Raw genomic sequence first — 23,187 nt, forward strand, 5'->3', positions numbered from 1 at the left:
TTTGAACATTGAAAAAAGTTCCTATATTTGCACACCAATTTGAAACAAACATCACGTTTGGATTCAACATCAAGCCCAGGTGGCGGAATTGGTAGACGCGCTGGTCTCAAACACCAGTTCTTAGGAGTACCGGTTCGATCCCGGTCCTGGGTACAAAAAACCTCTGAAAATTTTCAGAGGTTTTTATTTTTTACAGATCCTTCAAAATCCTGTCAAGCTCCAGATCTCGTTTCTGAATAATATCATCATCAGAATACTCAATAAATTCATCGATTCTTACGCCTACCTTTTGGGTTTGGGAACCATCATAATAGAAAATACCATTTCCTGTAAATTCAAGATTGTAGCCACCAGGAAGTTTTATTATTCTGATATCGCCGTCAGCACCAGCTGTTCTTTGGCCAATGGTTTTGGATTGAGGAAAGATATTCTGAAGATTCATCGTGTTCCATTCGCTCATGCTTAGAGTTTCAGGATTAACGATCATAAAAACTTTTCCTTTGTAAGGATGAGTGGTTTTATTTTTAATATCAGCGTAATAAGTTCCAAATTCGTCATAGCTGATCGGAATATACGTTCCTACATTTTTTGGATTGGGTTTATAATATTCTCCAAAATGGTTTTCTACTGGAGAGAAATATTTGTAAACATAATGAAATACAAAACCTCCCCAGTCCGGATATCCTCTCATATCAAAGACAATTGCTTTTTTCGAGGAAGCTTCTCTGAAAATAGAATCCATATGCTCATCCAACTTATCATCAGGGATATTATTTGTGAAAGCAAAGGCATCATTGATTTTAAAATAGGCAATATCTTTATGATCTATTGTATATTGCTGCTTCTGACGGATTTTGTTATGGATATATTGCGTCACGATGGCTAGTTGTTGTTTATCAGTAAAATTAACAAATTCAGTCTCTGCAAGATAGGTTTTCTTATCTTTTGACTGTATTTTCAAGCTTTTGCGAGACAGATTATCAGACCAGATCAGGTTTTTCTGAAAATCCGATATCAGGTACAAAAATGTTTCGGGATTGGAGGTAGAAAGCAGTTCTTTCTTTTCTTTAAGTATCTCACGGATATTTTTACCATTGACCTCTGTTATTTGATCTCCGACATGAATATTGGCTTTGGAACAGATTTCGGGTAAAATAAGCTTGGTTACCAATAGATGATCTTTAATGATCACATAATCGAAAGGCGGATAGTATAATCTGTGGAAAATTTCATTTTTGAAGTTCAGCTCATTATAAAATCTGAATGAATGGGTGTCTTCCATTTTAGAAACTACTTTTGCCAGAATGATCTCAAAGTCTTTTCTGGAAGTGCAATGAATAGTCTGATCTACCAGATCTGAGAAATAAACATCCGCATTTTTATCCATCAGATATTTGTGCGGATAAAGATAATCGATAGCACCCTGTAATTTGGCTAGTGCCAGTAAACGGTGTGCTAAAGACAGATTTTCATCTTTTTTGAATTCGTTGATTTTAGAATCAGATTGTTTGTCTTTCTTTTCAGTTTCAGCAACAAATCTATGATTGTAAATATCATTTAATAGTATCTTGTTTTCTGAACTGATCTTTTTATTTTTCTGATACCATTTGAAGTTTTGATTAACCGCCAGTACATCTTTTGGGTTATCAATTACCGGAGCACTGGTAAAGGTATTACTCAGACCTTTTGAGAGAAGAGTAATGATTGTATTTTCATCTGTCTTTTCATTGACTTTTCCAATCGTTGCCAAAAACAGACTGTCGGTATCTTTTTTTCCTTCGGCAAAATCAGGATGGTAATATTTTATGAAATTCCAGGTCTTCATAAAATAAGTGTAGCTGCCCTTTTGAGCACAAACTGTAGCATGGAAAGCCATCACAAAAAACAAAATAAAAACATTCTTCATTTGGTTGAATTTGTGATGTAAAATACACTTTTTAAAGTGTATTTCTATATTTATTTTTAGGTTTTAAAGGAGATAGTTGAATTAAGCACTTTATAGTTTTTTAGATCTTACAGGAATTCTTTTCTTTACTAAATGAATGTATTTTTCATCACATTCTTTAAAATGCCAATATGGATTCCTTGAATTCCCTGAATTTTGAATCGAAATTGTATCATTCGAAAACAATCCACTAATACCATCCAAAAAATAAAGATATGTTGCATTATTTTCTTTATCTACCCTTACAATTCCTTTTATTTTCTTACCTTTTTTAACATTAAAAACAAAATGTTTCATACTGTCAACTTTTAGAGAAATTTTACATTTAGATCCATATGAGAAATAATCTCCCGACATACTTTGAGAATGTAAAAAGTATGGAAACAATAAAAATAGTAAGAAGATTGATTTTATTATTTTCATCACCTTTTATACTTAAATATTTTATTTTGATGAAATAATTTTAGAAATACTCGTTGAGTTTAGCGTAAAGACATTTGTTGGAAATCTTTTATAAGAAAGCTGTTTTGTTTCATATCGGGTTTCTTTTCCTAATCCTACCTGAACTGAAGTCACTTTTTCATCATATATATTTTTGTTTGGATCTATAAAGATTTCACTGTCAGTAACAAGCCTACTTTCAATATTGATATGCTTGGAATATTTCAAAGATCCTTTATTGGACGGTAACGTTTTTTTCTCCAGTTCCTGATCTCCTTCTACAGATTCTTTTAAAACATATTTTGGCATTCCTTTATCGTCATATGAAAACTTCAGATTCCATTTGTCCAGATAATCACTTGCCTGGGTTCTATAGGATTCCATATAGCCTTTTAATATTTTAAAATCTTTATGTTTGTACTTTTCATATGAAGAGATATACTTTAAATCACCAAGATTATATCCTGGCAGAAAGTCTTCCAAAAAATCAATAAGATCTGGAATGTTTAAATACTCATCAACGTTTTTCTGTAAAAAGCTGAAATAAGGAGCATTTAAATAAAATACATCCTTGTCTCCCACTAAAATTGTTTTATCATTTTCATTGAAAGCAATTTTAAGATTGTTTGTATAACTTTCATTTTTAGAGGTTAACAAAAGAGTATTTTCATTTTTTGTTAAGGTATATACATCTGGTACTTTCTTTTCTGATGCCTGCGAGTCTGTAAATCTGTAAAAAGCAATACTGTCTTTTTTCGGACTGAATATATAAATAAGGTTATTTGTGCTTGTCTTATCTTTTTTATCAATTCTTTTATCATCAACATATTCTCCCTTGTCAATAGTTTTATTAACAATATGAGTAACAATATATGATTTAGGTGCTTGTGCACAGGCATTTGTATGAAATACCGCCAGAATGAATAGTATGTATGCTAATTTTCTCATTGTTTAATATAGAGACAATTTTACTTTTCCATTTTAATTCCCATTAATATAAAAATCAGCAGATAGGTTGCTCTAATTTTTTTAATAAACATATAATCTTATTATTATATCAATCTCTTCCTATATTGTGGTGCAATAAATTTCTCAATTTCTTTCCACGTAAAAGAGACTGAATATTCAGGATAACCGCTATTGGTTCTATTTTTTTCATCATAAAAAATGAAATCTATGCCTGTTATGTTTCCTGCGGTATTGGTGCTTATTTTATATTGACTGAGATTCTTTATAGGAAAGGATATACTTTTATCTGTCTTTAATTTTTTACGACATACCTGCAAAAGCATTTTTTTGTTGACGAACAGGTTTTCACCAACTTCTGTATCATTCATTTCGTCAAAGAAATAAAAGACTGTAGCTTCCCATGGGGAGCCATAAGACTGAATATGTACTGATACATTAAGCAATCCATTTTTATTCAGATAAATTTTATAATTTTCAAATCCATATTGGTTATCACGCAGTGAATTTGTTGAAATTAAGTTTTTTAAAGTATCTTTTTTGGCGTTTAATCTTTTCTCGGGACTGTCAAAAAAAGTACCATTAAAAAGGTCATAGCTTTTTTGAATTTTCTTATAAATTCCGGTATTCTTAGTTTCTATTTTTAATTCCTGCAACTCAAAACATTCCTTAGAAATACAGACTGAATCTTTTAAAACAAATACATCCTGAGCATATGAAGACAGGCTAAACAAAAAAATAAATAATATATTGAATAGGTATTTTATCATTTTTTAATATTTAAATAGTCCACCAAAAGCATCTCTTCTCTTGCCATTGAATACAAATAGAATCTTATCAAAATATTACTTTACCATCATTAACCCATTTATTTTTTTTATTCCATTTCCCTCCACAATCTGTTTGTAGTTCCATCACTACCTTTCTATTAAGAACATCAACAATAACACATAAATAATTCTCGTATAATGTTTTGTTGGTTCCGTCTTCCACATATCCCTTAGAAATATAATCCATTACTATAAATCTTTTATTTGGGGAAATACTTAAAATTTGTCCTCCAGAATAATTTGCATTATCATAACCTTTTATTTTATACTTTTTACCACTTTTCAGAATAAAAGGTTCTTGATACATATTAAATTCTTTATTATATCCATTAAACCCTAATTTGCAACATTTTGAAATAGAAATAAGAGGCAAATCCTTTTTCGTCTGCGAATAGGTTATATAATTAATTAATAATAAAAATATGAGGAAGAATTTTTTCAACATTTCGTTTTTAATTCAGTATACTTAAATAAATATATTTTATTTTATAAATAATTAATCAAGAACTTGTGGTAGATTAATCTGTCTTTTGTTCAAATTCCTTAAGAATCTTGAAATAATATTTATGTTTATTTCTTTTAAAATAAAGTCTATCTCCAACAATATTATTTCCTAGAAAAGTTCTCTTGATAATTAAAAAATTCTTTTTACAACAATCAGCGGTAACTTCTATCGGGGCATTATTCCAATAATTAACTTTTTTTATATTTAAATTTTTACCCAACCATTTATTATCTTTCTTGTCGATTGATAAATAGACACTATCTTCTCGTACTTGTTGATGAATTATAATATTGGTATTTAAAGCTTTATTCCAAATTTTTATTTCTTGAGCTTTGTTAACAATTCCCATTAATAAAAAAATCAATGAATAGATCATCTTAAATTTCATGATGATGATATATTATTTTTTGTATCAAACGCCTTTTGTACTTCAGCGCAATAAGCTTATTAATTTCTTTCTGTGTAAAAGAAACTGAATATTCAGGATAACCGCTATTAGTTCTTTTCTTCTCATCATAAAAAATGAAATTTATGTCCATTATGTTTCCTGTGGCATTTGTGTTTATTATATATTGAATAGGTATTTTATCATTTTATTCTTTCTTCCACATATTTTGGAACTTTATTAAGATCTTTTTTTTGGGATTTCATTAAAGAAAGGTATGTTTTATAATTTTCTGCAGCTTTCTCTTTTTTTCCTATGTTCCAATAGCTGTTTGCAATATTAAGATAAGCTACAACCCGATCTGGATATTTTTGAATTATCTTTTGCAATACATTAACCGATACTGCTGGGTTGATATTTTCAAGGTTCAAAGCAAAATCATTTATTTTAGTAATGTTATGGGATGAAATAATAACATAATCTAACCAGCTTTTATCTGCAACCCAATCATAATAGCTAAATTTTGTCTTAGAAAAATCAGCCGCCTCTAATTGTATTGCAGCATCGTTATCTGCTTCAACCGAAAAATAACTTTCTTTGTATTTATAAAGATTAAAACTATTGTTTGAAAATTTTAATGTAAAATCAATAACAGAATATTTATCCGAAGCAACAGGAGCAATGCAAGTTGTATAAGAAAGTAAATTATTTTCAAACTTTAAATTGTCAATATTCATATCGGATTTACCACTGCATTCTTTACATGGAAAAATCATATCATTTTCATAAGTAGATAATTCTGTATTATTTTTATTCTTAAAAACAATAATTAGCTTTCTTTGAGTGGGTTCCTCAGGTTCTTTTGCATTTTTTAATGTTAGAACGTATAAATCGTCACGAGTTCCATCATTATTAAAGTCATTATGGAGCTGAGCTACAATTTCATTTGATTTTAATAAAGACTCTACTTTAGACGATTGGGAATGACAACTGATCCCCGAAAGCAGAAGTAATAAAGAAATTTTATTTATCATCTTTAAATATTTTAACAGTTCTATCAAAAGCATCTCTTCTGTCACTATATGATTTTGTAGAATAATTTATTTTTGCCGTTATTGAATTTACAACGTCATGTGTTGCACCATTCTTAGTTAGCGTGTTAGCCTTTTTTAAAATCCAATCTCCTAATCCGGCAAAAACCGCTTCCTTCGCTGTAAATGTTGATTTACCTAATGATAAATCAATTCCTGATTCGGGTAATCTAGTATCAATTATTTCCTGAATACTCTTATAATTGCTCCTTCCTGTTATTTGCATTAGCCCACGTCCTCTAAACTTCCATCCATCTCCTTCTTTTACGTTTCCTAGTTTATAATCTTTTCCTCTATTGTCATCATCATAAGCTATATTAGCAATTTTCTCCTGATCTGCAGCATGTACAAGTTTCTTCTTTTTAGTTTTGGGGTCAACTTCACTTTTACGCCCTATTTCGTCTGCATAATCATAATATTTTTTATTGTTTTTGAAAACAGAAAAAGGATAACCAGACCTTAATGCTTCAACTGAATAATTTAAGCTTTCTCCATTAAACGCTCCCGATAAATCACTACTACTTTCAACAAATGCTTGGGCAAAAAAATGAGACCTATTAAGACATGTATTAAGTTCAAATATTTCATATAATTTTTTAGATTCTCCTTTTACGGTATATGATTTATTCAGTTCATCCACTATACCTTGCATCCAAGTAAGATTAGAAGCATCTGGCCAAACTTTTTTTATTTGTGCTAATGTAAAATCGTCTGAACATGGGCTTTTTTTCTTTTCCTGCTCCGGTACCGGCGCTCCCTTCGGATCAATTTTTTCCGGCACATTTACCTGTCCGGAGGTTACAAATTCTATTTTCCCTGACTCTGGCGGTATATTTCCCGGCATTTTTCCTGTTCCTGGTAAAGTAGATTTTTTTAGCAGCACAAAGTTTTCCTGCACTTTTGCAGTTCCAAAATCCTGCCATTCTGTAAGGGAAATCATCTGAAAACCATCATCAAAGATAAAATTAGGAATTTGTTTTTCTACGATAGTTCCTGTAAGTTTATCCTGTGTTGTGGGTACATTATTCAACACTTTGAATGTTCCCAAATGAGCATTGAATTTTATTTTGGCTCCGTCTATGGCCAATAATAAACCTTCCTCTGTTTTATCTTTTTCCTCATTTTCGGCACGTTTATCATCCATCTTCTTCTTATTATCAGTCTTCATTTTGTCATTATCCTGTGCTGTATTCTGAGTTTGAGTTTCCGGAGTATTTCCTTCTCCATTGTTCTTTAACCTATCCATAATAATGAATGTTTTAAGTGAGAATTCTGTTTTTTAATGGCTACAAAACCTTCTTCATACTGGTTTCCTTTGCAGATAAATATTCCTCTGAAATCATCAATTTCTGTATGTTCCAGGTTTTGAGCAGAGATTTTTAAAGTCATTTTCTCTCCATTTTTTTCGGGAATCATGATTTCTGTAAATCCTTCCGGAGAGATTCTTTTTCTTTTGGTATCGAATGAATCCAGCAAACCGTTGAAGAGCAATCCAAACATATTATAGCCTGTCAAAAAATCAATCAGTTTTGTTTCATCTTCCAATAGGCTGCTGATCTGGCTGAAATAGTTATCAATAGCATCACCTTTATGGGTTTTCGATAATTCAGACTGAATTTTACCCCATCTTAAACGCAGGAAAAGCAGATTATCTAGGGCAGTTATATTCCCTTCGCTATCTACCCTGAGTTCCAGTTCATCAAACAGATAGCTGAGCTTTCTTATCAATTTTCCCATAGCAGTATCATTATCCGAAAAATCGAATTCAACTACCAGAATCTGAAATTGATGTTCTTCTTTTATTTTCCCAAGATAATATACTTCAATTTCCCGGGCATAGCTTTTTGTAATGGCATAAACCGGGTTTCTCTGCTCTGTAACAATGGTTTCAAGCCTATATGTTTTCCGATGAAGATTTTCCAGCAGCATAAAAATTATTTCAGGGGATATACTATTCTTTCATAATTACTATTGGGATCCATTCCCATCCAGTCTCTGTTTGCCGACCAATGAAGATATTTGTTACGCATAATTCTCAATAATGTCTGAGGATGATAGGCAGTAACTACCACCTCCTGCAGCGTCTTTGTCTTAATGGTATTACCGTCTTTATCAACTACCTCATCAGGTATCGGTTCCTGCACCGGTTCTGGTTCCGGATTTTCTAATCTCTCTCTTGCTCTTTCCTCTTTTTCTTTTTTAACTTCTTCATCTGTTTTGAAATTCCATTTTTGTCCGTCCTCAAAGACATAATGATGCAAAATATCTTTAGCTTGATTCAGACAATTATCATGCTGTATAGAATAGGTGGTTTCTGTTTTTATGTTCAACTGATGATCATACAGATTTTTTCCAAATTCTTCCATAAACTGAAGCGGAATATAGCTGTATTCTTTTCTGAGGAAACGAATTCCTGTAATCTTACGATATACTGCCCCCATTGTTAGAACATTCAGGAAGCTGTTATTAATTGTTATCTGCTCCTCATCAAACCAATGTTCATCAATCAATTGCTGCCTGCGCTTGTTTAAAAACCAAACCGGTTTATGATTAGACGTTTCTATTTCATCTACTGTTTCTTTTCCGTTTTCATAAGCACCCCCAATATCACAGTGAACACCTGGAAATTCTTTTTCTATGCTGCCCGGGAACCTTGTTAATGAGAAGTTTTCCCGATGTTCATTTCCTGCTGTAAAATGAACTGCTTTGAAGTAAGACCCTGGATTCAGCAGCTGTAATTGTTCTACATCATCTCCGAAGTTATACCTGGATCCTAATGTAGAATGCTTCATTCCTTCCCATCCTACACGTTTCAACGTTCCCATATCACCATATTCTTCATAAGATGATACGGTGTCATACACCCCGATAAAGCGAACATCCAGTTCCAGATCTTCCAATTCTTCTTTGCTCATAATATCTTTACTTAAAAGATAATATCCCAAAAAGCCAAATTTCGGAAGTTTTCCATCCACAAGGTAATTAGGATCTACCTCCATTTTATCTTTATCTATCCATATGTCTCCATATTCCGGAACTGTAATGGGTCCTTCAGGAGAATCCATTTGGGTATAGCCTGTTATCTTTCTAGATTTTTTTATCTCAACATCAACGGGTCTTTTCTTCCCATTGATTTCGTAGGCAAAATTTCTTGCGGCGGCGGCTCCACGGCTGAATCCGAAAGTATCAATGGTGATTTTAGTTAATGCTTTTTTCTTAATTAATTGCTTTTTTAAGACATCAATCCTATCAGCAACCATTTCACATCCCTTTCTTACTTTCCCTCGCACTCCTGTTTTACCTGAACCATATTGGAACCCATCATCCACATCTCTGGTATTATTCAATGTACCAATCCCTTCTACATAAACTCCGTACGTTACCTGTTTACAGCATTTATACATTCTTGCCACATTTGTATAATCGTTACTAAAACTGTTATCTACACCTTGTTTGTCCAGCCATTCCCTATGGCTGGCTTTGAGATATCTTTCATACTCAGAATCATTATCTGTTATATTTTTATTTTTAAGCTGTTTATATTCCTTTTCCTGTAATGCTCTTGTATCTTCAATTGCTTTTTCTTTTTTCGATATTTCTTCATCATTGTCTGTGCTCTCCATTTTATTTTTTCCATCTCTGTACTTTAATCTTAATTCACTATTTTTCAGATTATTCAAAGTACCATCAAAGAACACTCCTATTTCCAAATGCAATTCATCTACAGGAGGTTTAGCATTGCCTGTGTTGTATACTAATGTTTTTCCCATAACTAATCATTCTTATAATCAATTAGTATTTATACTTAACTTTAGATTTGAACATTTCTAAATTATCAGTTTTAATAAAAGCTTCTTTTCCATTTTCTCCCTTCAATAAAACAGTAAAGAAACTATATGCCTCATTCACTTTAATAAAAATAGCTGCCTTAGTTGATTTAGGATCATTACCAAAGACCTTAGTAAAAGCGTCAAAAGCAGACTTTTCATCAAGATCACATCCTGCTTCATATTTAATTTGATCTGCTCCCATCAAAGAAAATGAAATAGTAGCTGGTATTGCTCTCCATTCACTCTCAGTTAAAGGATTTTTTTCTGCTCCCAGCTGTTCCCATTCGCCATTAACATTTGATATTCCAACATCTGTCAACGGATTGAGCTTTGCATTTTCCGGTAACTCAAAAATCGGTTTCCAGCTATATCGTATTCTGTAGGTATCCCATAATCCAAATGGGATAGATTTTCCTTTATTTTTTTCTTTTATTTCAGTGGGGATAACCTTACCATTATTTAAAACCTCATCAAGGTAATCTTTCCGCCAAAACCGGTTTTCATGGCTATCAAGCTTAGCAATTTCTGATTCTGGAATTGTTACCTTTTTTCCCTGATACCTGCCTACTTCTTTCTGAACCCCAACACCAGCAATCCAAACCACTACCACTCCTCCCGGAGCCATTCCCACACCAATATCTTTATAATTTAAATGTTTAATATTACCACTTCCACTGGTTGCTTTTACTTGATAGCCTTTACTGAAATATTCTTTAATTTTAGCAATATCAATTTCGGTATCAATCATGTAAAACTGGTTTTCCATATATGACATCCAGACAAAATCCAATCGGGTCGGAAGACTCTTAAAACCATTTCCCATACCATGATTGATCAAACCCCAAGAACCATCCCCAGGTACAATTCCAAAACTTAAACCTACCCATTCTCCTCCTTCACATTCTATTCCTCCTTTGTATACTTCCATAGGATATCCTAAAGCTGCAGAAGTTCCTTCTGTCCATTCATATTTTGTCATAGTCTTAGTTTTTTGGTCTTCTTTTTTTTCCTGACACGAGATCTGAGTGAAAAATAAAAAGCTTAGCAGGTATTTTATTATTTTATTCATTATAAACATGTTGCAATCTTAAAAATTGTTTGTGACAATTATTCTTATTCCATCAAAGGAAGAATAATTATTAAAATTAATGATATCACGATAAAGCATATGCCAAAAGAATAAAAACAGTACAAAACAAAATCTCTTATTTCATTTTTCCTCTTGATGGAAGTCAGGAAAAATGGCAGTGCAAACAGCACCGGAAAAAAAGCCAGGATCAGCCACAGGGCAACCCATGCATAATCTCCACTTCGAAACTGTGTCATATCTATGAAACTTAATTCAATAATGACAAGTAACACTACTGCTAACAAAGATGAAAAGAAAGAGATTAACGATTTTTTTAACATATTACCCTTTATTTACTTTAGCATCTATTTTACCTAACATCTTGGCTACGCCTGAACTCTGTAGTAAAATATCTCCGTTTTTTGCTTTATGAGTAGTGGTTGAAGTAGTTTCTTTAAGATCACCTATCACATTAATCGTTTTATTTTCATTGACGGTCTGCTTATAATTTTTTGAGGTAAACTTATGATCATTGATGATACTAACGGCATTATCATTTCCTACACTGGTCTTCATATCTTTTCCTACGTTGATTGCCAAATCTTCACCTACATTAAAAGTCATATTTTTAGGAGCCGTTACGATGATATTCCCTTTACCATCCATCAAATAGTTATTCCCACTTGGGTCTATAATATTTACACTTCCTTCGGCATCATTCATTAAAATACGGATTCCGCTTCTGGTTTGTATTGATTTTAAATGATTATCTACTCCGCCTCCAAGAGCTGTTCCTCCATGGAACATTCCTCCCATCACAAAAGGACGGTCGGGATGATTATGAACAAAACCTACCATCACCTGATCACCAACCTCTGGTATGGCTACATAGCCTCTGTTTTGAGTAATCTGGTCTGTACCTCCTGCGTCAGGAGCCATCATTCTGATAAAATTGGTGGTATCATGCAGCTGCCAGTCGAATCTAACGGTAATTCTTCCCTGTGCCAGCGGATCTGTATTGGAAATTACAGTTGCAATCTGCGGCTGTGCGATAGGCATCGTAAAGTCCGGCGTTGGAATATATCCTGTATCTGAGGCAATGGCCTCGAATCTTCCTTTGTAACGCCCGAGAGTATCTATTTCATGAATAACTTCCGTCATCATCAGTTTAGTGAAATAGGCTGTTTTACTGGTATCTGTCTTTCTCATATTGATATCAGCAACGCATCCCGGATATAAAAACGGTATAGTAGTTCCCCCGGAAACGGTAAAAACTTCCACCGCTTTGCTTCCGGCAGTACTCGTTTGGGAAATAACAACATCCATATCGGTTGCAGCTTTTATGGGAGCTACCTGCAATGATGGAGTTTTGAATATTCCCTCATTATTTTTATACGCTGTCTTAGCCAGATTACCAACGTGTTTTATGGGAGTTTCCCCGGAAATAAGTTTAGCATTGGAACTGCTGTTATATCCGTAAAAATTAGGTTTGATATGAACGGCTTTTAATTCTACACTCACATCAGAAACATTGCTTCCGTATATTAATTCCAGTGATTTGTTCTGAGGCGGCATATTTCCGAAATGCAATACTTCACCATCATAATAGAACTGTTCTCCATAAGCTTCTGCCATTCTGCAGAGATAATTATAATGGGTTTCATTATACTGGGCACTGTAAAGAATCTGAGAGGAAGCCTTTGCATTCACTTTTACATCAAATTTACTGCTTTCTATGCCCTGTTTGATGACATCTTCGGCAATGATTCCCATATTCACAGGTTTATCCCCGCCAAAACTTTGGGTATGAGGTGCGCCATCCAACAAAATAGTAGGGCTGTATCCTTTCAGTACAATATTTCCCAGGCTATGATTCTCCTGGCTGAATCCTACTTTTGTAATGACTCCTACAAAGGTTCTCTCCGGGCTTCCTTCAACGTCTTTATATTTAAAAACGACTGTTAATCGTTTTCCTAAAAACTGCTGAGCTTCTTCCAGATCATGGTTTTGTACTCCGTCTAAAGTATCATGGGCTAATGTAAGTTCAAAATAATGGTGTTTTTTTACGCTCTGCTGTAAACGGAAATGTTTGAAGTGCTTAATCATTTTGCCTTCAATCACAATATCCAGTTTCACCACACGGTTAATTCCAGGAATATGATTCTCTGAAATCTTTTCGGAATTCGAGATATTTTTATTCATATGATGTAGAGTGTTTGGTGAGCTTTTTATTTTTGAAAAAAACTAAAATAAACAGCTTTTTATAAAGTTATCAATTTTTCACAATATAAAGTTCACATTATCAGCTTTATTTTTCTAAATCTTAGTGAAATAATGCTCCTTTCCAAGGGAAAAGATTACTGACAAAAAAACAGAACAGGATCCCTGATAACGGATCTACTATTCTGTTTTATGTTTGTAGCTGTTAAAGGATCTTATCCCTGAGATCCAGGCCAAGCTCCGTCATAAGAAGAGTTACCAAGCTCAATCTGCTCTGCACTTATCACAAAACTGATGTACATACTGTTTTCATCTACTGCATCGAAATCTACTTCGTGCTGAATGACGTAACCGTTTGTCCATTTCAATGTTGTTAAAGTTCCTTCTTCATGAGACTTATTGAAAGTTACCTCTCCTACGGTAGGCTTGTATTTTCCATTCAACAAGCTTTCAAGGATGTCTGATTTTTCAGTAGCTTCTACTGTAATTTTGATAAGCGCATTGGAAGGGTCTGATGCTACACGTCCTGAAACGTCTGTTGCTCTTGATACGCTGTAGTTCAGTTTTAATAACTTTTGCCCTTCACCGTTGTTGAATTTTAAGATTCCTCTTGAATTTCTTTCTGCCATGATTGTAAATTTTAATCGTTAATACTTTTTGATTTGATGTTTGTTATATCACCAAATTTAGAAGTATTGATCATAACAAAATAAAATTTACGCATAAATCTGAAAAAGTGTAGTACTTTTACGACTAACACTCGTTAGGTGAGATTCAATCTATAAATCAGACCATTACCAGCAACACAGCAAAAAAAGCTATAGTAAAGTTGTTCTGCCCTCCAGTAAGAATTCAAAGGAAAACTGCAAATTTTTCAGGCTACATTGACTCCAAAAAGATGACCGACCAATGCTGTAATTCCCATGGCTACGGTTCCCCAGAAACAGATCCTCAGCACGGCTATTTTAATATTGGAACCTCCCGCTCTGGCAGAAACGGCTCCCAAAAGCATCAAAAATATAATTGAAAATCCATATTGGAAATACACCATTTCTTTAAGAGGTGCTAAAAGAGAAACGGTAAACGGCAATAAAGCTCCTACTGCAAATGAACCGAAAGATGCTACAGCGGCCTGCAAAGGCTTTGCCTGTGTGATTTCATTTATTCCCAGCTCGTCACGGGCGTGTGCTCCAAGTGCATCATGCTCTGTAAGTTCAATGGCAACCTGCATGGCTGTTTCTTTGGTACAACCTCTTCTTTCATATACTTTTGCTAGCTCTCCGAGTTCTATTTCGGGCATTTGCTCCAGTTCACGTTGCTCACGAACCAAATCTGCCTTTTCCGTATCTTCCTGGGAACTTACGGAAACATATTCTCCGGCAGCCATAGACATGGCACCGGCAATCATCCCTGCCAGAGCGGCAAGAATAATGATATGACGTTCCGGTTCTGCTGCAGCAACCCCGATGACAATACTTGTAGTGGATAACAATCCATCATTTGCGCCTAATACAGCCGCCCGAAGCCAGCCTACTCTGTTTACATAATGCTTCTCCAGCTGATGATGCATAACTTTTGTTTTGGTATCAGCATAAAGTTACCAAATGTTTCATCAAGAATCATTTTAAATTAACATGAGATTCTACCATTTTAGCTTAAAACTGATACTGGATGTTCGTTTCTAAATCTGATAAAATCTTCTAATGAATATTCCGGGCATGCGCCTTCCTGTGAGGTAATAAATGCTCCCAGAGATACAGCCTGAGTCATAATTTCATGAATGGTACTTCCTTTTTCTAATTTTTTGGAAAGAAATCCTGCCAGGAATGAGTCTCCGCTTCCTACGGTATCTTTTACAGTAACCGGTATGGTGGGATACAGATAAAAATTATCCCAAGAGGCATAAAGAGCCCCTTTGCTTCCTTTGGAAATAATAATTTCTTCAAGATCAAACTGATCCTGCAGATATTTTATGCCATCTTCTTCCGTGGTGTATTCTTTTCCTAAAAAATCAAGCATCATGCGCATTTCTGCTTTGTTGAATTTAGCAAGATGGGTTTTGTGAAGCAGATCTTTAATCATTCTCACCTCATAATAAGGTTCTCTGAGATTGATATCAAAGACATTATAATCACTAACTTCAAGCAACTGAAACAATGTATTTTTGGATTTCTCATTTCTGGCAGCCAGTGTTCCAAACACCAATGCATTTGTTGTCTTAAGAATTTCCTGATTTTCCGGAGTTGTTTCAATAAAATCCCATGCTACGCCTTCCACAATATCATAATGAGCATCATTATTTTCATCTACTGTAGCAATTACGGTACTTGTTGGGTACTCCGTATTGATCTGAATATAATCTGCAGGAATATTCCAGTTTTTCATTTTATCCAAAAGGTCATGCCCAAGCTGATCATTACCGATACTGCTTATCATATTGACTTCTACGCCCATTTTGGAAAGATGGTAAGCTACATTAAAAGGTGCACCCCCTACTCTTTTCTGCTCTCCCGGAAAAATATCCCAAAGCACCTCTCCAAAACATACTGCTTTATTTTTTTTGTATTCCATTGTATAAAAGTAATTAAATGTATTGATTTTGTAAAAAATTTACTATAGTATTTCCTTGTTTCAGAATGAATAAACCTGCACAGAGAACTGAAGAAACGCATTATTGTTGACCGGATTCCACATTCCCCATATTCCTATAGGAATTTTATAACCTTCAATGGTAAAACTTTTGGAAACAATAAGACTTACCTCATTGAAACCAGAATCTTTAGCAAAGAAATTATTTTTCTCTCCATGACTGTCTAAGGCAAAGGCATAGCCTACTCTTCCTCTTACTTCAAGATTATCTTTTTTGTAAACGGGATATTCTCCCGAAACAAATGATGAATATTTATTTCCTGTGTTCTCCCTGTTTCTGTCTCTTCCGAAAACAACTGTATTCCAACTAAGCACCAAAGGAAACTGATCACTTATGGTATAATAAGATCTGAAATCCCAAAAACGGCCGGTTTCTTTCGCGGAATAATTAAAAAACTCTTTATTATTATAAGTGGCACCAGGTGAAAAGTTATAGATGTCCCATAATTCCAATGTAAGATGCTTATTCTTATATCCTATATAGTTATTGAATTCTTTATAAGAACCATCAAAGTTACCACCTGCCCAGAATCCTGCGTAAAAATTTTTGCAATCAAGACGTAGATTTCCGGTATAAATAAATCCCGCAGAGACTTCAATTCCGCGCCACAAATGGCTGTTTCTAAGCTGCAATGCTGAATGCACTTCCTGTGCACCTAAACAGGCTCCTAAAAAAGAGGAAACAAGTAGTAAGTAGTTTTTTAACATGATTCAAGTGTTTTTTAAGGCAGTAGTTATCCTGCATCCAATAGCAGTCTAAAGGATAATTACTTTAGTTAAAAGAAAATATATAATTAGTGAATAAGGTCTTTTTCTCTAATACGTGATCCGAACAAGGCGTAAGTAAGCATAAGCAGTTCGCAGATTACAGTAAGCCACCATGTCCATCTCCATGATCCTAAAATATCAGCTAAACCTCCCTGAATAAGCGTAAATACAGCCCCACCGAATACAGCGGAAATGAAAATACCAGATGCTTTTGAGGTATATTTGTTCAACCCTTTAATGGAAAGCGTATAAATACAGCTCCACATGGATGAATGGAGAAGTCCGATAGCGACAAGAAACCAAAGGTTCTGAGTGATCATCGATACCAACGCCAGTACTGTTGCCAGCACTGTGGTCGTAATCAACTGTGTTCTTGCAGAAATCTTACTGAAGAAACTTGATATCGCTCTTCCTACCAGAAAACCTCCCCAATATAGTGTTGATAGTAATGCATGAATTCCTAAATCCATTCCTCCGACAATGATATCTGTTTTTCCGAAAAATGTGATTGGGTGGCCGGAATCCATCAACTCAAAAGCATACAAATTAATGTTAGCACCTATAGCGACTTCCGTTCCTACATAAAAAAAGATGGCTAAAACTCCCAATACAAAATGCCTGAACGACCAGATACTTCTCTCCAATTTTTCCTCTCCCACAACTCTTGTGTGAGCCAAATCAGGAAGATGAAGTCTTTTTGTGATGATCATAACTGTAAGGATGCAGACAATTAATACAGATAGCGGAAGCAAAAGCTGTCTGATTTCTATATTTTCAATGGAAATTCCACTGAACATAACTACCGTTACGAAGAAAGGTGCAGAAGTGGTTCCGATAGAATTGATAGCCGTCAGGATATTCAAACGCTGTACAGGCTGTGTCCCTTTCAGTTCATACGAAGCAGCATAAGGATTTACAACCACCTGAATGATGGCTGCTGATGTTCCCATCAAATAAGAACCTATAACAAAAACGATAAATCCAACAGGAATAACAGCATCTTTTATGCTAAATTTCAGATCAGGATAATGATCACCAACCCATGATGAGCACAGATACATAAAAAGGCCGGAAATCATAAAAAAAAGCCCGCGCAAAATCGTATTCTTATATCCGAAGGCATTCACCCATTTACTTCCCAATGTTCCATTCAGAAGATATCCTAAAAAGAAGAAAAAGGAAATCAGAGTAGTAAACGTATTTTTCAGACTGCCCGCATGACTCAGAAAAGTAAATTTCAGTGGTGCCTGCAGCTGTTCATTGACTGTCGTTAGAAAACCTACAATAAAATAGATAAATGTAATGATCGCAAACGGCAGTATAGCATTGTTTGTTTTATTGTCTGAAGTGGTGATACCTGGATTTATCTGCATGGCTTAATTATTTTATGATGGATTGTAAAACTGAGGCGGTTCCTGAATTTTTTATATCTTCTACAAAACTGTTGTACTGTTTTATGAACTGTTCAGAGGTTTTTAATTGAACTCCTTTAAAAGCTGATAATTCCAGAAAGTCCTGTGGATTTTCACTGGCAATAAACTTTTGATCATTCTCTGTCATCCAGGGTTCTGCTGTTTCAAATGTATTCCCCTGATCATCTGTTTTATATTTTAAATAATGTCTATAGGAAGCAATAAGAAAAGCCTGTCTGGCAAGGTCTTTATCCCCTTTTATCATTTTATCAAGATTAGGAATGATATATACCGGGAATTTTGAAATTCCGTCGAAGCACAAACGGCTTACCTGATCGCTTACACTGTGATTGGCAAATCTTTCAATCAATGTTTGTTTATATTTTTCCAGATCTGTATTTTCAGGCGCGGGAACGAAAGGCGTAATATCTGTATCCATAAAATCCCTGATAAATTTTACCAGATTTTTGTCTTTCATCGCCTGATCTACTTTGCGGTAGCCCATTAAGAAAGCCGGATAAGATAAAAGGGTGTGGGAAGCATTCAGCAGGCTTAATTTCATATTTTCAAATGCAGTTACGTCATTCGTAAATTCTACTCCTACTCTTTCCCAGGCTGGTCTTCCTGCAATAAAATCATCTTCTATCACCCATTGTGTAAAGTCTTCACAGTATACGGGAGCACTGTCATCCGTTCCGTTTCGTTTGTTTAATCTTTCCACATCTTCCGGAGTTGTGGCCGGAGTAATACGGTCTACCATACTGTTGGGGAAGGTTACATTTTCCTTTACCCATGCTGCCAATTCTGCATCCTGTGCTTCTATGAATGACATAAAAGCTCTTTTTGCTGTATTTCCGTTGTGTTGAAGGTTATCGCATGAAAGTATCGTGATTGCTCCTGCACTATGCATTTTTCTCTGGCGTAATCCTTCTGCTACAAATCCAAAAACAGTAGTAAGACTGGTAGAATTCTTCAGATCATGTTGTATTTTTTCATCCTCCAATATAAATTCTCCGGTTTCTTTATTAAGATTGTAGCCTCCTTCCGTGATGGTCAACGTGATGATCTTAACAGAACTGTCTGCAATTTTTTTTACTACAGACTCCGGATCTTCTACTCCCCAGATCAACTCTTTTAAAGAACCTATTTTATACACCTCATCATTTCCGTTTCTTCCACAAACAGTAAGAGAGTATTGAAGATTCTGAGCTCTTAAATTCTTTACGATTTTCTCATCTGACGGCAGCAGACAGACTCCACAAATTCCCCAATCTTTCTGATCTTCGTCATTAAGCAGTAGATTAGTATAAAATTGCTGGTGAGCCCTGTGAAAGTTTCCTACTCCGATATGTAAAATTCCTGTATGGATTTCCGATGCATCATAATTGTAATAAATCATACTCATAAGCGTAAAATTGTTATCATATTAACCAATTCGTTAAAACTATATTAACAAATGATTAACCTGATATTTTTTTTACAAAATTCAAATTGGGAACGTTCCCAAAAATCAGGGAACGTTCCCAATTGGCTATTTTTTTATTATTTTTAGGCAAAAAACAAGGCTGATGAGACGTATTACGATTAAAGATCTGTCCAAATTTTTGTCATTATCTACCTCTACCATCTCAAGAGCGCTGCTTCATGATAAAAATGTGAATGAAGAAACAAGAAAAAGAGTGCTGGATGCGGCAGAGAAATTGGGTTATAAGCCGAACCTTACCGCTTTGAATTTAAAGTCCGGACAATCGCGGACAATAGGGTTTGTAGTACCGGAAATGATTACGCCTTTTTCCTCCACTGTTTTGAAGGGAATTCAGAATATTTTATATCCTCTGGGATACCGTATCATCATCACTCAGTCTGATGAAGATCCTCTTATTGAAAGACAAAATCTTCAGCTTCTGGAAGAATTTAATGTAGACGCCATTATTATTAATCTCTGCCATGAAACCCACAATAATGACATCTACCAGAGTATTATGGATAAGGGAATTCCTTTGATATTTTTCGACAGAATTCCTCATAAATCTCTGGATGTCTCGAAGGTGATTATTGATGATGCTATTAAAGCTTCATTGATGGTGGAATATTTAATTAAGACAGGAAGGAAAAGAATTGTCCATATCATGGGGCCTTCTACGATCCGAAATGCTGTAGAAAGGGTGAATGGTTATAAACGTATTCTCATGAAATACAATATTTTTGACGAAAATCTGATTATTCAGACAGATGGAATGACTTTCGAGCATGGGAAAAAAGCGGTCAAACAGCTATTGAATAAGGATATAGAGTTTGACAGTATTTTTGCTTTTAGTGATACCTTAGCCATGGGAGCAATGAATTTTCTTCTTGAACAAAAAGTAAGAATTCCTGATGAAGTAGCTATCGCCAGCTTTTCCGGAACAGAATTGTCTACGATGGTATATCCTCAGCTCACCAGCGTACAGCAGCCATTGGAAAAAATGGGAGAAGAAGCTGCAAAACTGGCGTTGGAAAAAATCAAAAATAGTATAGCTCCAAGCCAATCTATTCTTATGGATGCAGAATTGGTTTACCGGGCTTCTACTTAATGAATAGATTTTGAATTATTTATATCGATAGTAGGTAATCTCTCTTTCCGGAGTTTCATTATTTTGATCTGTATTTTTTTCCCGCTGGATTTCTACATTTTTATAAAAATTTTGAAGCTGCTTCAGTTCATCGTCTGTTAATTTCTGAAACCGAGGATCTATTGAGCTTTTATTTGTTGCAATCAATTCATCAAGTTTAACCTGAAGTTCTTTGAGATCTCTGTTTTGTGCATTCTTTACGAATACTACGGCAAGTCCTGCAATTCCCAATAAAGTACTGCCCATAAAATAACCGGGCCAGGCTGTCAGTTTGCCAAAAATATCTTTTATCATAATGTTATATTTTAAGTGATTGGATTAAAAAAAGCCATACAAATCTTTTGTTACGCTCATTTTTTTAAGCTTAACCTAAGTAAACGGAAAAAATTCAGATTTTTATTTTTACAATGGCGTACTATCAAATATAAGCAATCATACGCTAACACTTTATGATTCAAGTCATAGAATCCAGAAAAAGGCCTTTCCCATTCAGAATTTTATGTTTTCTTATCTTTGCATTCTGAAATTCGATAACAATATCAATGAGTTTATTATATATCAACTGGGATGTAAACCCCGAAATCGTCAATATCTTAGGACTTCCCATAAAATATTACGGCTTGCTTTTTCTTGCAGGACTAGTTTTATCACTTAACATTTTAAAAAGAATTTATAAAAAAGAAGGACTTAGTTCTCAAGCTCACGAAGCTTTATTTTCCTATGCTTTAATAGGAATTTTAGTGGGAGCCAGATTGGGGCACTGTCTCTTTTATGATTTTGATTATTATTCCCAGCATCCGATTGAGGTATTTTTACCTATTCAGAAAGATGTGGATGGAGCTTACCATTTCACAGGATTTGCTGGTCTTGCCAGTCATGGTGGTGGTATAGGATTGGTGATTATGCTTCTTATTTATGCCAGAAAGTATTCGATTCCGTTTATGACCGTTTTGGATGCGATAGCAATTGTGCTTCCGTTGGGAGGTACTTTTATCAGGCTTGCCAATCTTATGAATTCTGAAATCATAGGAACTCCCACCAATGTTCCGTGGGCTTTTATTTTCCGTCAGGTAGATGATCTTCCAAGGCATCCTGCACAGCTTTATGAAGCCATTTCTTATTTTATTATTTTCCTTCTGGTGTATTTTATTTACAGAAAAAATATATTTAAGATCGGAAAAGGATTTTATTTAGGTGCCAGTATTCTGTTGATCTTCATTATGAGAATTCTGATTGAGTTTATCAAGGTAGACCAGGTAGAATTTGAACATGGGATGAGCCTGAATATGGGACAGCTACTGAGTATTCCGTTTGTTCTTCTCGGGTTATTCTTTATTATCAAAAGTATATTGGAAAAAGGAAAGGCCAAAACAGCTTAACTCCTTGATTTCTTTTTAAATAAAAACTCACTGAAAGTAACTTTCAGTGAGTTTGTTTTTTAATGGATCTGTTATAGATTATCTTGTTGTATAACCTCCATTGGCAAAAATGGTCTGCCCGGTAATCCACCAGCCTTCTGTTACCAGAAACTCTACCAGTGGAGCGATATCTTTAATATCTGTAAGTCCTCCCAATGCAGATGCAGATTTATGATAAGCGACTGCATCATCCGTTTCCTGTCCGTAAAAGAAAGGTGTATCCATTGGGCCAGGTGCTACAGCAGTTACGGAAATTCCTCTTGCTCCGAATTCTTTGGAAGCTGCTCTTGTAAAATGTTCTACAGGTGCTTTTGCTCCTGCATAAGTAGAATACAAACCTGTATAAGCTGCCAGCAATGAAGTAACAATCGTACAAATTTTTCCCTGATCGTTCAGTTTTTTACCTGCTTCCTGCAAAAAGAAGTAAGCCGACTTGGAATTGACATTGAACATGGTATCGTATTCTTCTTCTGTAGTCTCAGCAAATGGTTTTTTCAAGACCATTCCTACGGTATTGATTGCAATATCCACTCCTCCGAAGCGGGAAATGGTTTCATCAAAAAACTTAGTGATATTGTCTACTTTGGTAAGATCTCCCTGGAATAAGAATGCTTCTGCTCCTAAAGCCTGTACCTCAGCCAGTGTTTTTTCACTGTCTGCTTTTGAGCTTTCACTGTTATAGTGTATGGCCAGTTTTGCTCCTTTTGCGGCAAAATCTCTGCTTAATAGTCCTCCCAGGTTTTTACCTCCTCCTGCAATTAAAACAACTTTTCCTTTTACATTTTGTGTTGACATGTTTTTATATTTAAATGTTAATGAAGCAAAGATGGCTCATAAAAATCGTCTAAGCATGGTGAAATTTTCGGGAATTGTATAAAAATTCAACAAAATTTTCAATTTCCTCTTTAAATCAAAACAGAAATATTTATTTTTTTATACAAACAGTACATTTCAATAGAATACTATTTACCAACCAGATACGGGTTGAAATACTGCTTTTTGATTAAACATGTCCATATAATTCACTAATGGCCATCTATTTTAGG

The 23,187-nt window shown here is 34.6% G+C and carries 22 protein-coding genes and 1 tRNA gene; 3 read left to right on the top strand and 20 right to left on the bottom strand.

Annotated features, from left to right (window positions below; all coding sequences use genetic code 11):
* The first annotated feature begins 73 nt into the window (after positions 1-73).
* Positions 74-153, top strand: a tRNA-Leu gene (locus CQ046_RS14240).
* 37 nt (positions 154-190) lie between these two features.
* On the opposite strand, the gene CQ046_RS14245 is transcribed toward CQ046_RS14240, so the two are convergent.
* The 18 genes from CQ046_RS14245 to CQ046_RS14335 all read right to left on the bottom strand — a co-directional run bounded on the left by CQ046_RS14245 (position 191) and on the right by CQ046_RS14335 (position 19,516).
* Positions 191-1,906, bottom strand: coding sequence for a S41 family peptidase (locus CQ046_RS14245; RefSeq protein WP_105702912.1), 1,716 nt, complete (start codon positions 1,904-1,906; stop codon positions 191-193).
* A gap of 90 nt (positions 1,907-1,996) precedes the next feature.
* Entirely contained in the window at positions 1,997-2,242 is a 246-nt protein-coding gene (locus CQ046_RS14250; RefSeq protein ID WP_123906622.1) for a hypothetical protein, read from the bottom strand.
* Positions 2,243-2,389: 147 nt separating this feature from the next.
* Positions 2,390-3,334, bottom strand: a complete 945-nt coding sequence (locus CQ046_RS14255; protein ID WP_105702914.1) for a hypothetical protein — start codon at positions 3,332-3,334, stop codon at positions 2,390-2,392.
* Between the two features lie 104 nt (positions 3,335-3,438).
* On the bottom strand, positions 3,439-4,122 hold the full coding sequence (locus CQ046_RS14260) for a hypothetical protein (protein ID WP_105702915.1): 684 nt from the start codon (positions 4,120-4,122) through the stop codon (positions 3,439-3,441).
* A 67-nt stretch (positions 4,123-4,189) separates the two neighbouring features.
* On the bottom strand, positions 4,190-4,627 hold the full coding sequence (locus tag CQ046_RS14265) for a hypothetical protein (RefSeq protein WP_105702916.1): 438 nt from the start codon (positions 4,625-4,627) through the stop codon (positions 4,190-4,192).
* 73 nt (positions 4,628-4,700) lie between these two features.
* Positions 4,701-5,075 (bottom strand): hypothetical protein, encoded by a 375-nt coding sequence (locus CQ046_RS14270; RefSeq protein ID WP_105702917.1) that lies wholly within the window; start codon positions 5,073-5,075, stop codon positions 4,701-4,703.
* A 200-nt stretch (positions 5,076-5,275) separates the two neighbouring features.
* A complete protein-coding gene (locus CQ046_RS14275) occupies positions 5,276-6,106 on the bottom strand; it encodes a tetratricopeptide repeat protein (RefSeq protein WP_105702918.1) in 831 nt (276 codons plus the stop codon).
* On the bottom strand, positions 6,096-7,409 hold the full coding sequence (locus tag CQ046_RS14280) for a glycoside hydrolase family 19 protein (protein WP_105702919.1): 1,314 nt from the start codon (positions 7,407-7,409) through the stop codon (positions 6,096-6,098). The genes CQ046_RS14275 and CQ046_RS14280 overlap by 11 nt, the downstream gene beginning before the upstream one ends.
* Complete coding sequence (locus CQ046_RS14285; protein WP_105702920.1) at positions 7,397-8,092, bottom strand: hypothetical protein; 696 nt, start codon at positions 8,090-8,092, stop codon at positions 7,397-7,399. Before CQ046_RS14285 ends, CQ046_RS14280 begins: the two co-directional genes overlap by 13 nt.
* A 5-nt stretch (positions 8,093-8,097) precedes the next feature.
* The gene (locus tag CQ046_RS14290) at positions 8,098-9,933 is read right to left on the bottom strand and encodes a phospholipase effector Tle1 domain-containing protein (RefSeq protein ID WP_105702921.1); all 1,836 of its coding nucleotides are present in this window, start codon (positions 9,931-9,933) and stop codon (positions 8,098-8,100) included.
* 22 nt (positions 9,934-9,955) lie between these two features.
* Entirely contained in the window at positions 9,956-11,071 is a 1,116-nt protein-coding gene (locus CQ046_RS14295; protein WP_105702922.1) for a DUF2931 family protein, read from the bottom strand.
* A gap of 333 nt (positions 11,072-11,404) precedes the next feature.
* Positions 11,405-13,264, bottom strand: a complete 1,860-nt coding sequence (locus tag CQ046_RS14305) for a type VI secretion system Vgr family protein (protein ID WP_123906623.1) — start codon at positions 13,262-13,264, stop codon at positions 11,405-11,407.
* Positions 13,265-13,497: 233 nt separating this feature from the next.
* Positions 13,498-13,911: a type VI secretion system tube protein TssD gene (tssD, locus tag CQ046_RS14310; protein ID WP_105702924.1), complete on the bottom strand. Its 414-nt coding sequence runs from the start codon at positions 13,909-13,911 to the stop codon at positions 13,498-13,500.
* A 245-nt stretch (positions 13,912-14,156) separates the two neighbouring features.
* Positions 14,157-14,852, bottom strand: a complete 696-nt coding sequence (locus tag CQ046_RS14315; protein WP_105702925.1) for a VIT family protein — start codon at positions 14,850-14,852, stop codon at positions 14,157-14,159.
* An 80-nt stretch (positions 14,853-14,932) separates the two neighbouring features.
* Entirely contained in the window at positions 14,933-15,853 is a 921-nt protein-coding gene (locus CQ046_RS14320; protein WP_105702926.1) for a carbohydrate kinase family protein, read from the bottom strand.
* Positions 15,854-15,913: 60 nt separating this feature from the next.
* Positions 15,914-16,639 (bottom strand): hypothetical protein, encoded by a 726-nt coding sequence (locus CQ046_RS14325; RefSeq protein ID WP_105702927.1) that lies wholly within the window; start codon positions 16,637-16,639, stop codon positions 15,914-15,916.
* A gap of 86 nt (positions 16,640-16,725) precedes the next feature.
* Positions 16,726-18,072 carry an MFS transporter gene (locus CQ046_RS14330; RefSeq protein WP_105702928.1) on the bottom strand — a complete coding sequence of 449 codons (1,347 nt, stop codon included), beginning with the start codon at positions 18,070-18,072 and terminating at the stop codon, positions 16,726-16,728.
* 7 nt (positions 18,073-18,079) lie between these two features.
* Positions 18,080-19,516 (bottom strand): mannitol dehydrogenase family protein, encoded by a 1,437-nt coding sequence (locus CQ046_RS14335; RefSeq protein ID WP_105702929.1) that lies wholly within the window; start codon positions 19,514-19,516, stop codon positions 18,080-18,082.
* A 163-nt stretch (positions 19,517-19,679) separates the two neighbouring features.
* Between CQ046_RS14335 and CQ046_RS14340 the strand changes: the two genes are divergently transcribed.
* On the top strand, positions 19,680-20,684 hold the full coding sequence (locus CQ046_RS14340; RefSeq protein WP_105702930.1) for a LacI family DNA-binding transcriptional regulator: 1,005 nt from the start codon (positions 19,680-19,682) through the stop codon (positions 20,682-20,684).
* Positions 20,685-20,699: 15 nt separating this feature from the next.
* On the opposite strand, the gene CQ046_RS14345 is transcribed toward CQ046_RS14340, so the two are convergent.
* Positions 20,700-21,017 carry a low affinity iron permease family protein gene (locus CQ046_RS14345; RefSeq protein ID WP_105702931.1) on the bottom strand — a complete coding sequence of 106 codons (318 nt, stop codon included), beginning with the start codon at positions 21,015-21,017 and terminating at the stop codon, positions 20,700-20,702.
* A gap of 248 nt (positions 21,018-21,265) precedes the next feature.
* On the opposite strand from CQ046_RS14345, the gene lgt reads away from it, so the two are divergent.
* Positions 21,266-22,102 (top strand): prolipoprotein diacylglyceryl transferase, encoded by an 837-nt coding sequence (gene lgt, locus CQ046_RS14350; RefSeq protein ID WP_105702932.1) that lies wholly within the window; start codon positions 21,266-21,268, stop codon positions 22,100-22,102.
* A gap of 78 nt (positions 22,103-22,180) precedes the next feature.
* On the opposite strand, the gene CQ046_RS14355 is transcribed toward lgt, so the two are convergent.
* Complete coding sequence (locus CQ046_RS14355) at positions 22,181-22,936, bottom strand: SDR family oxidoreductase (protein WP_105702933.1); 756 nt, start codon at positions 22,934-22,936, stop codon at positions 22,181-22,183.
* Positions 22,937-23,187 lie beyond the last annotated feature (251 nt).

It is taken from the genome of Chryseobacterium sp. MYb7 (assembly GCF_002979455.1).
Taxonomy (GTDB): Bacteria; Bacteroidota; Bacteroidia; order Flavobacteriales; family Weeksellaceae; genus Chryseobacterium.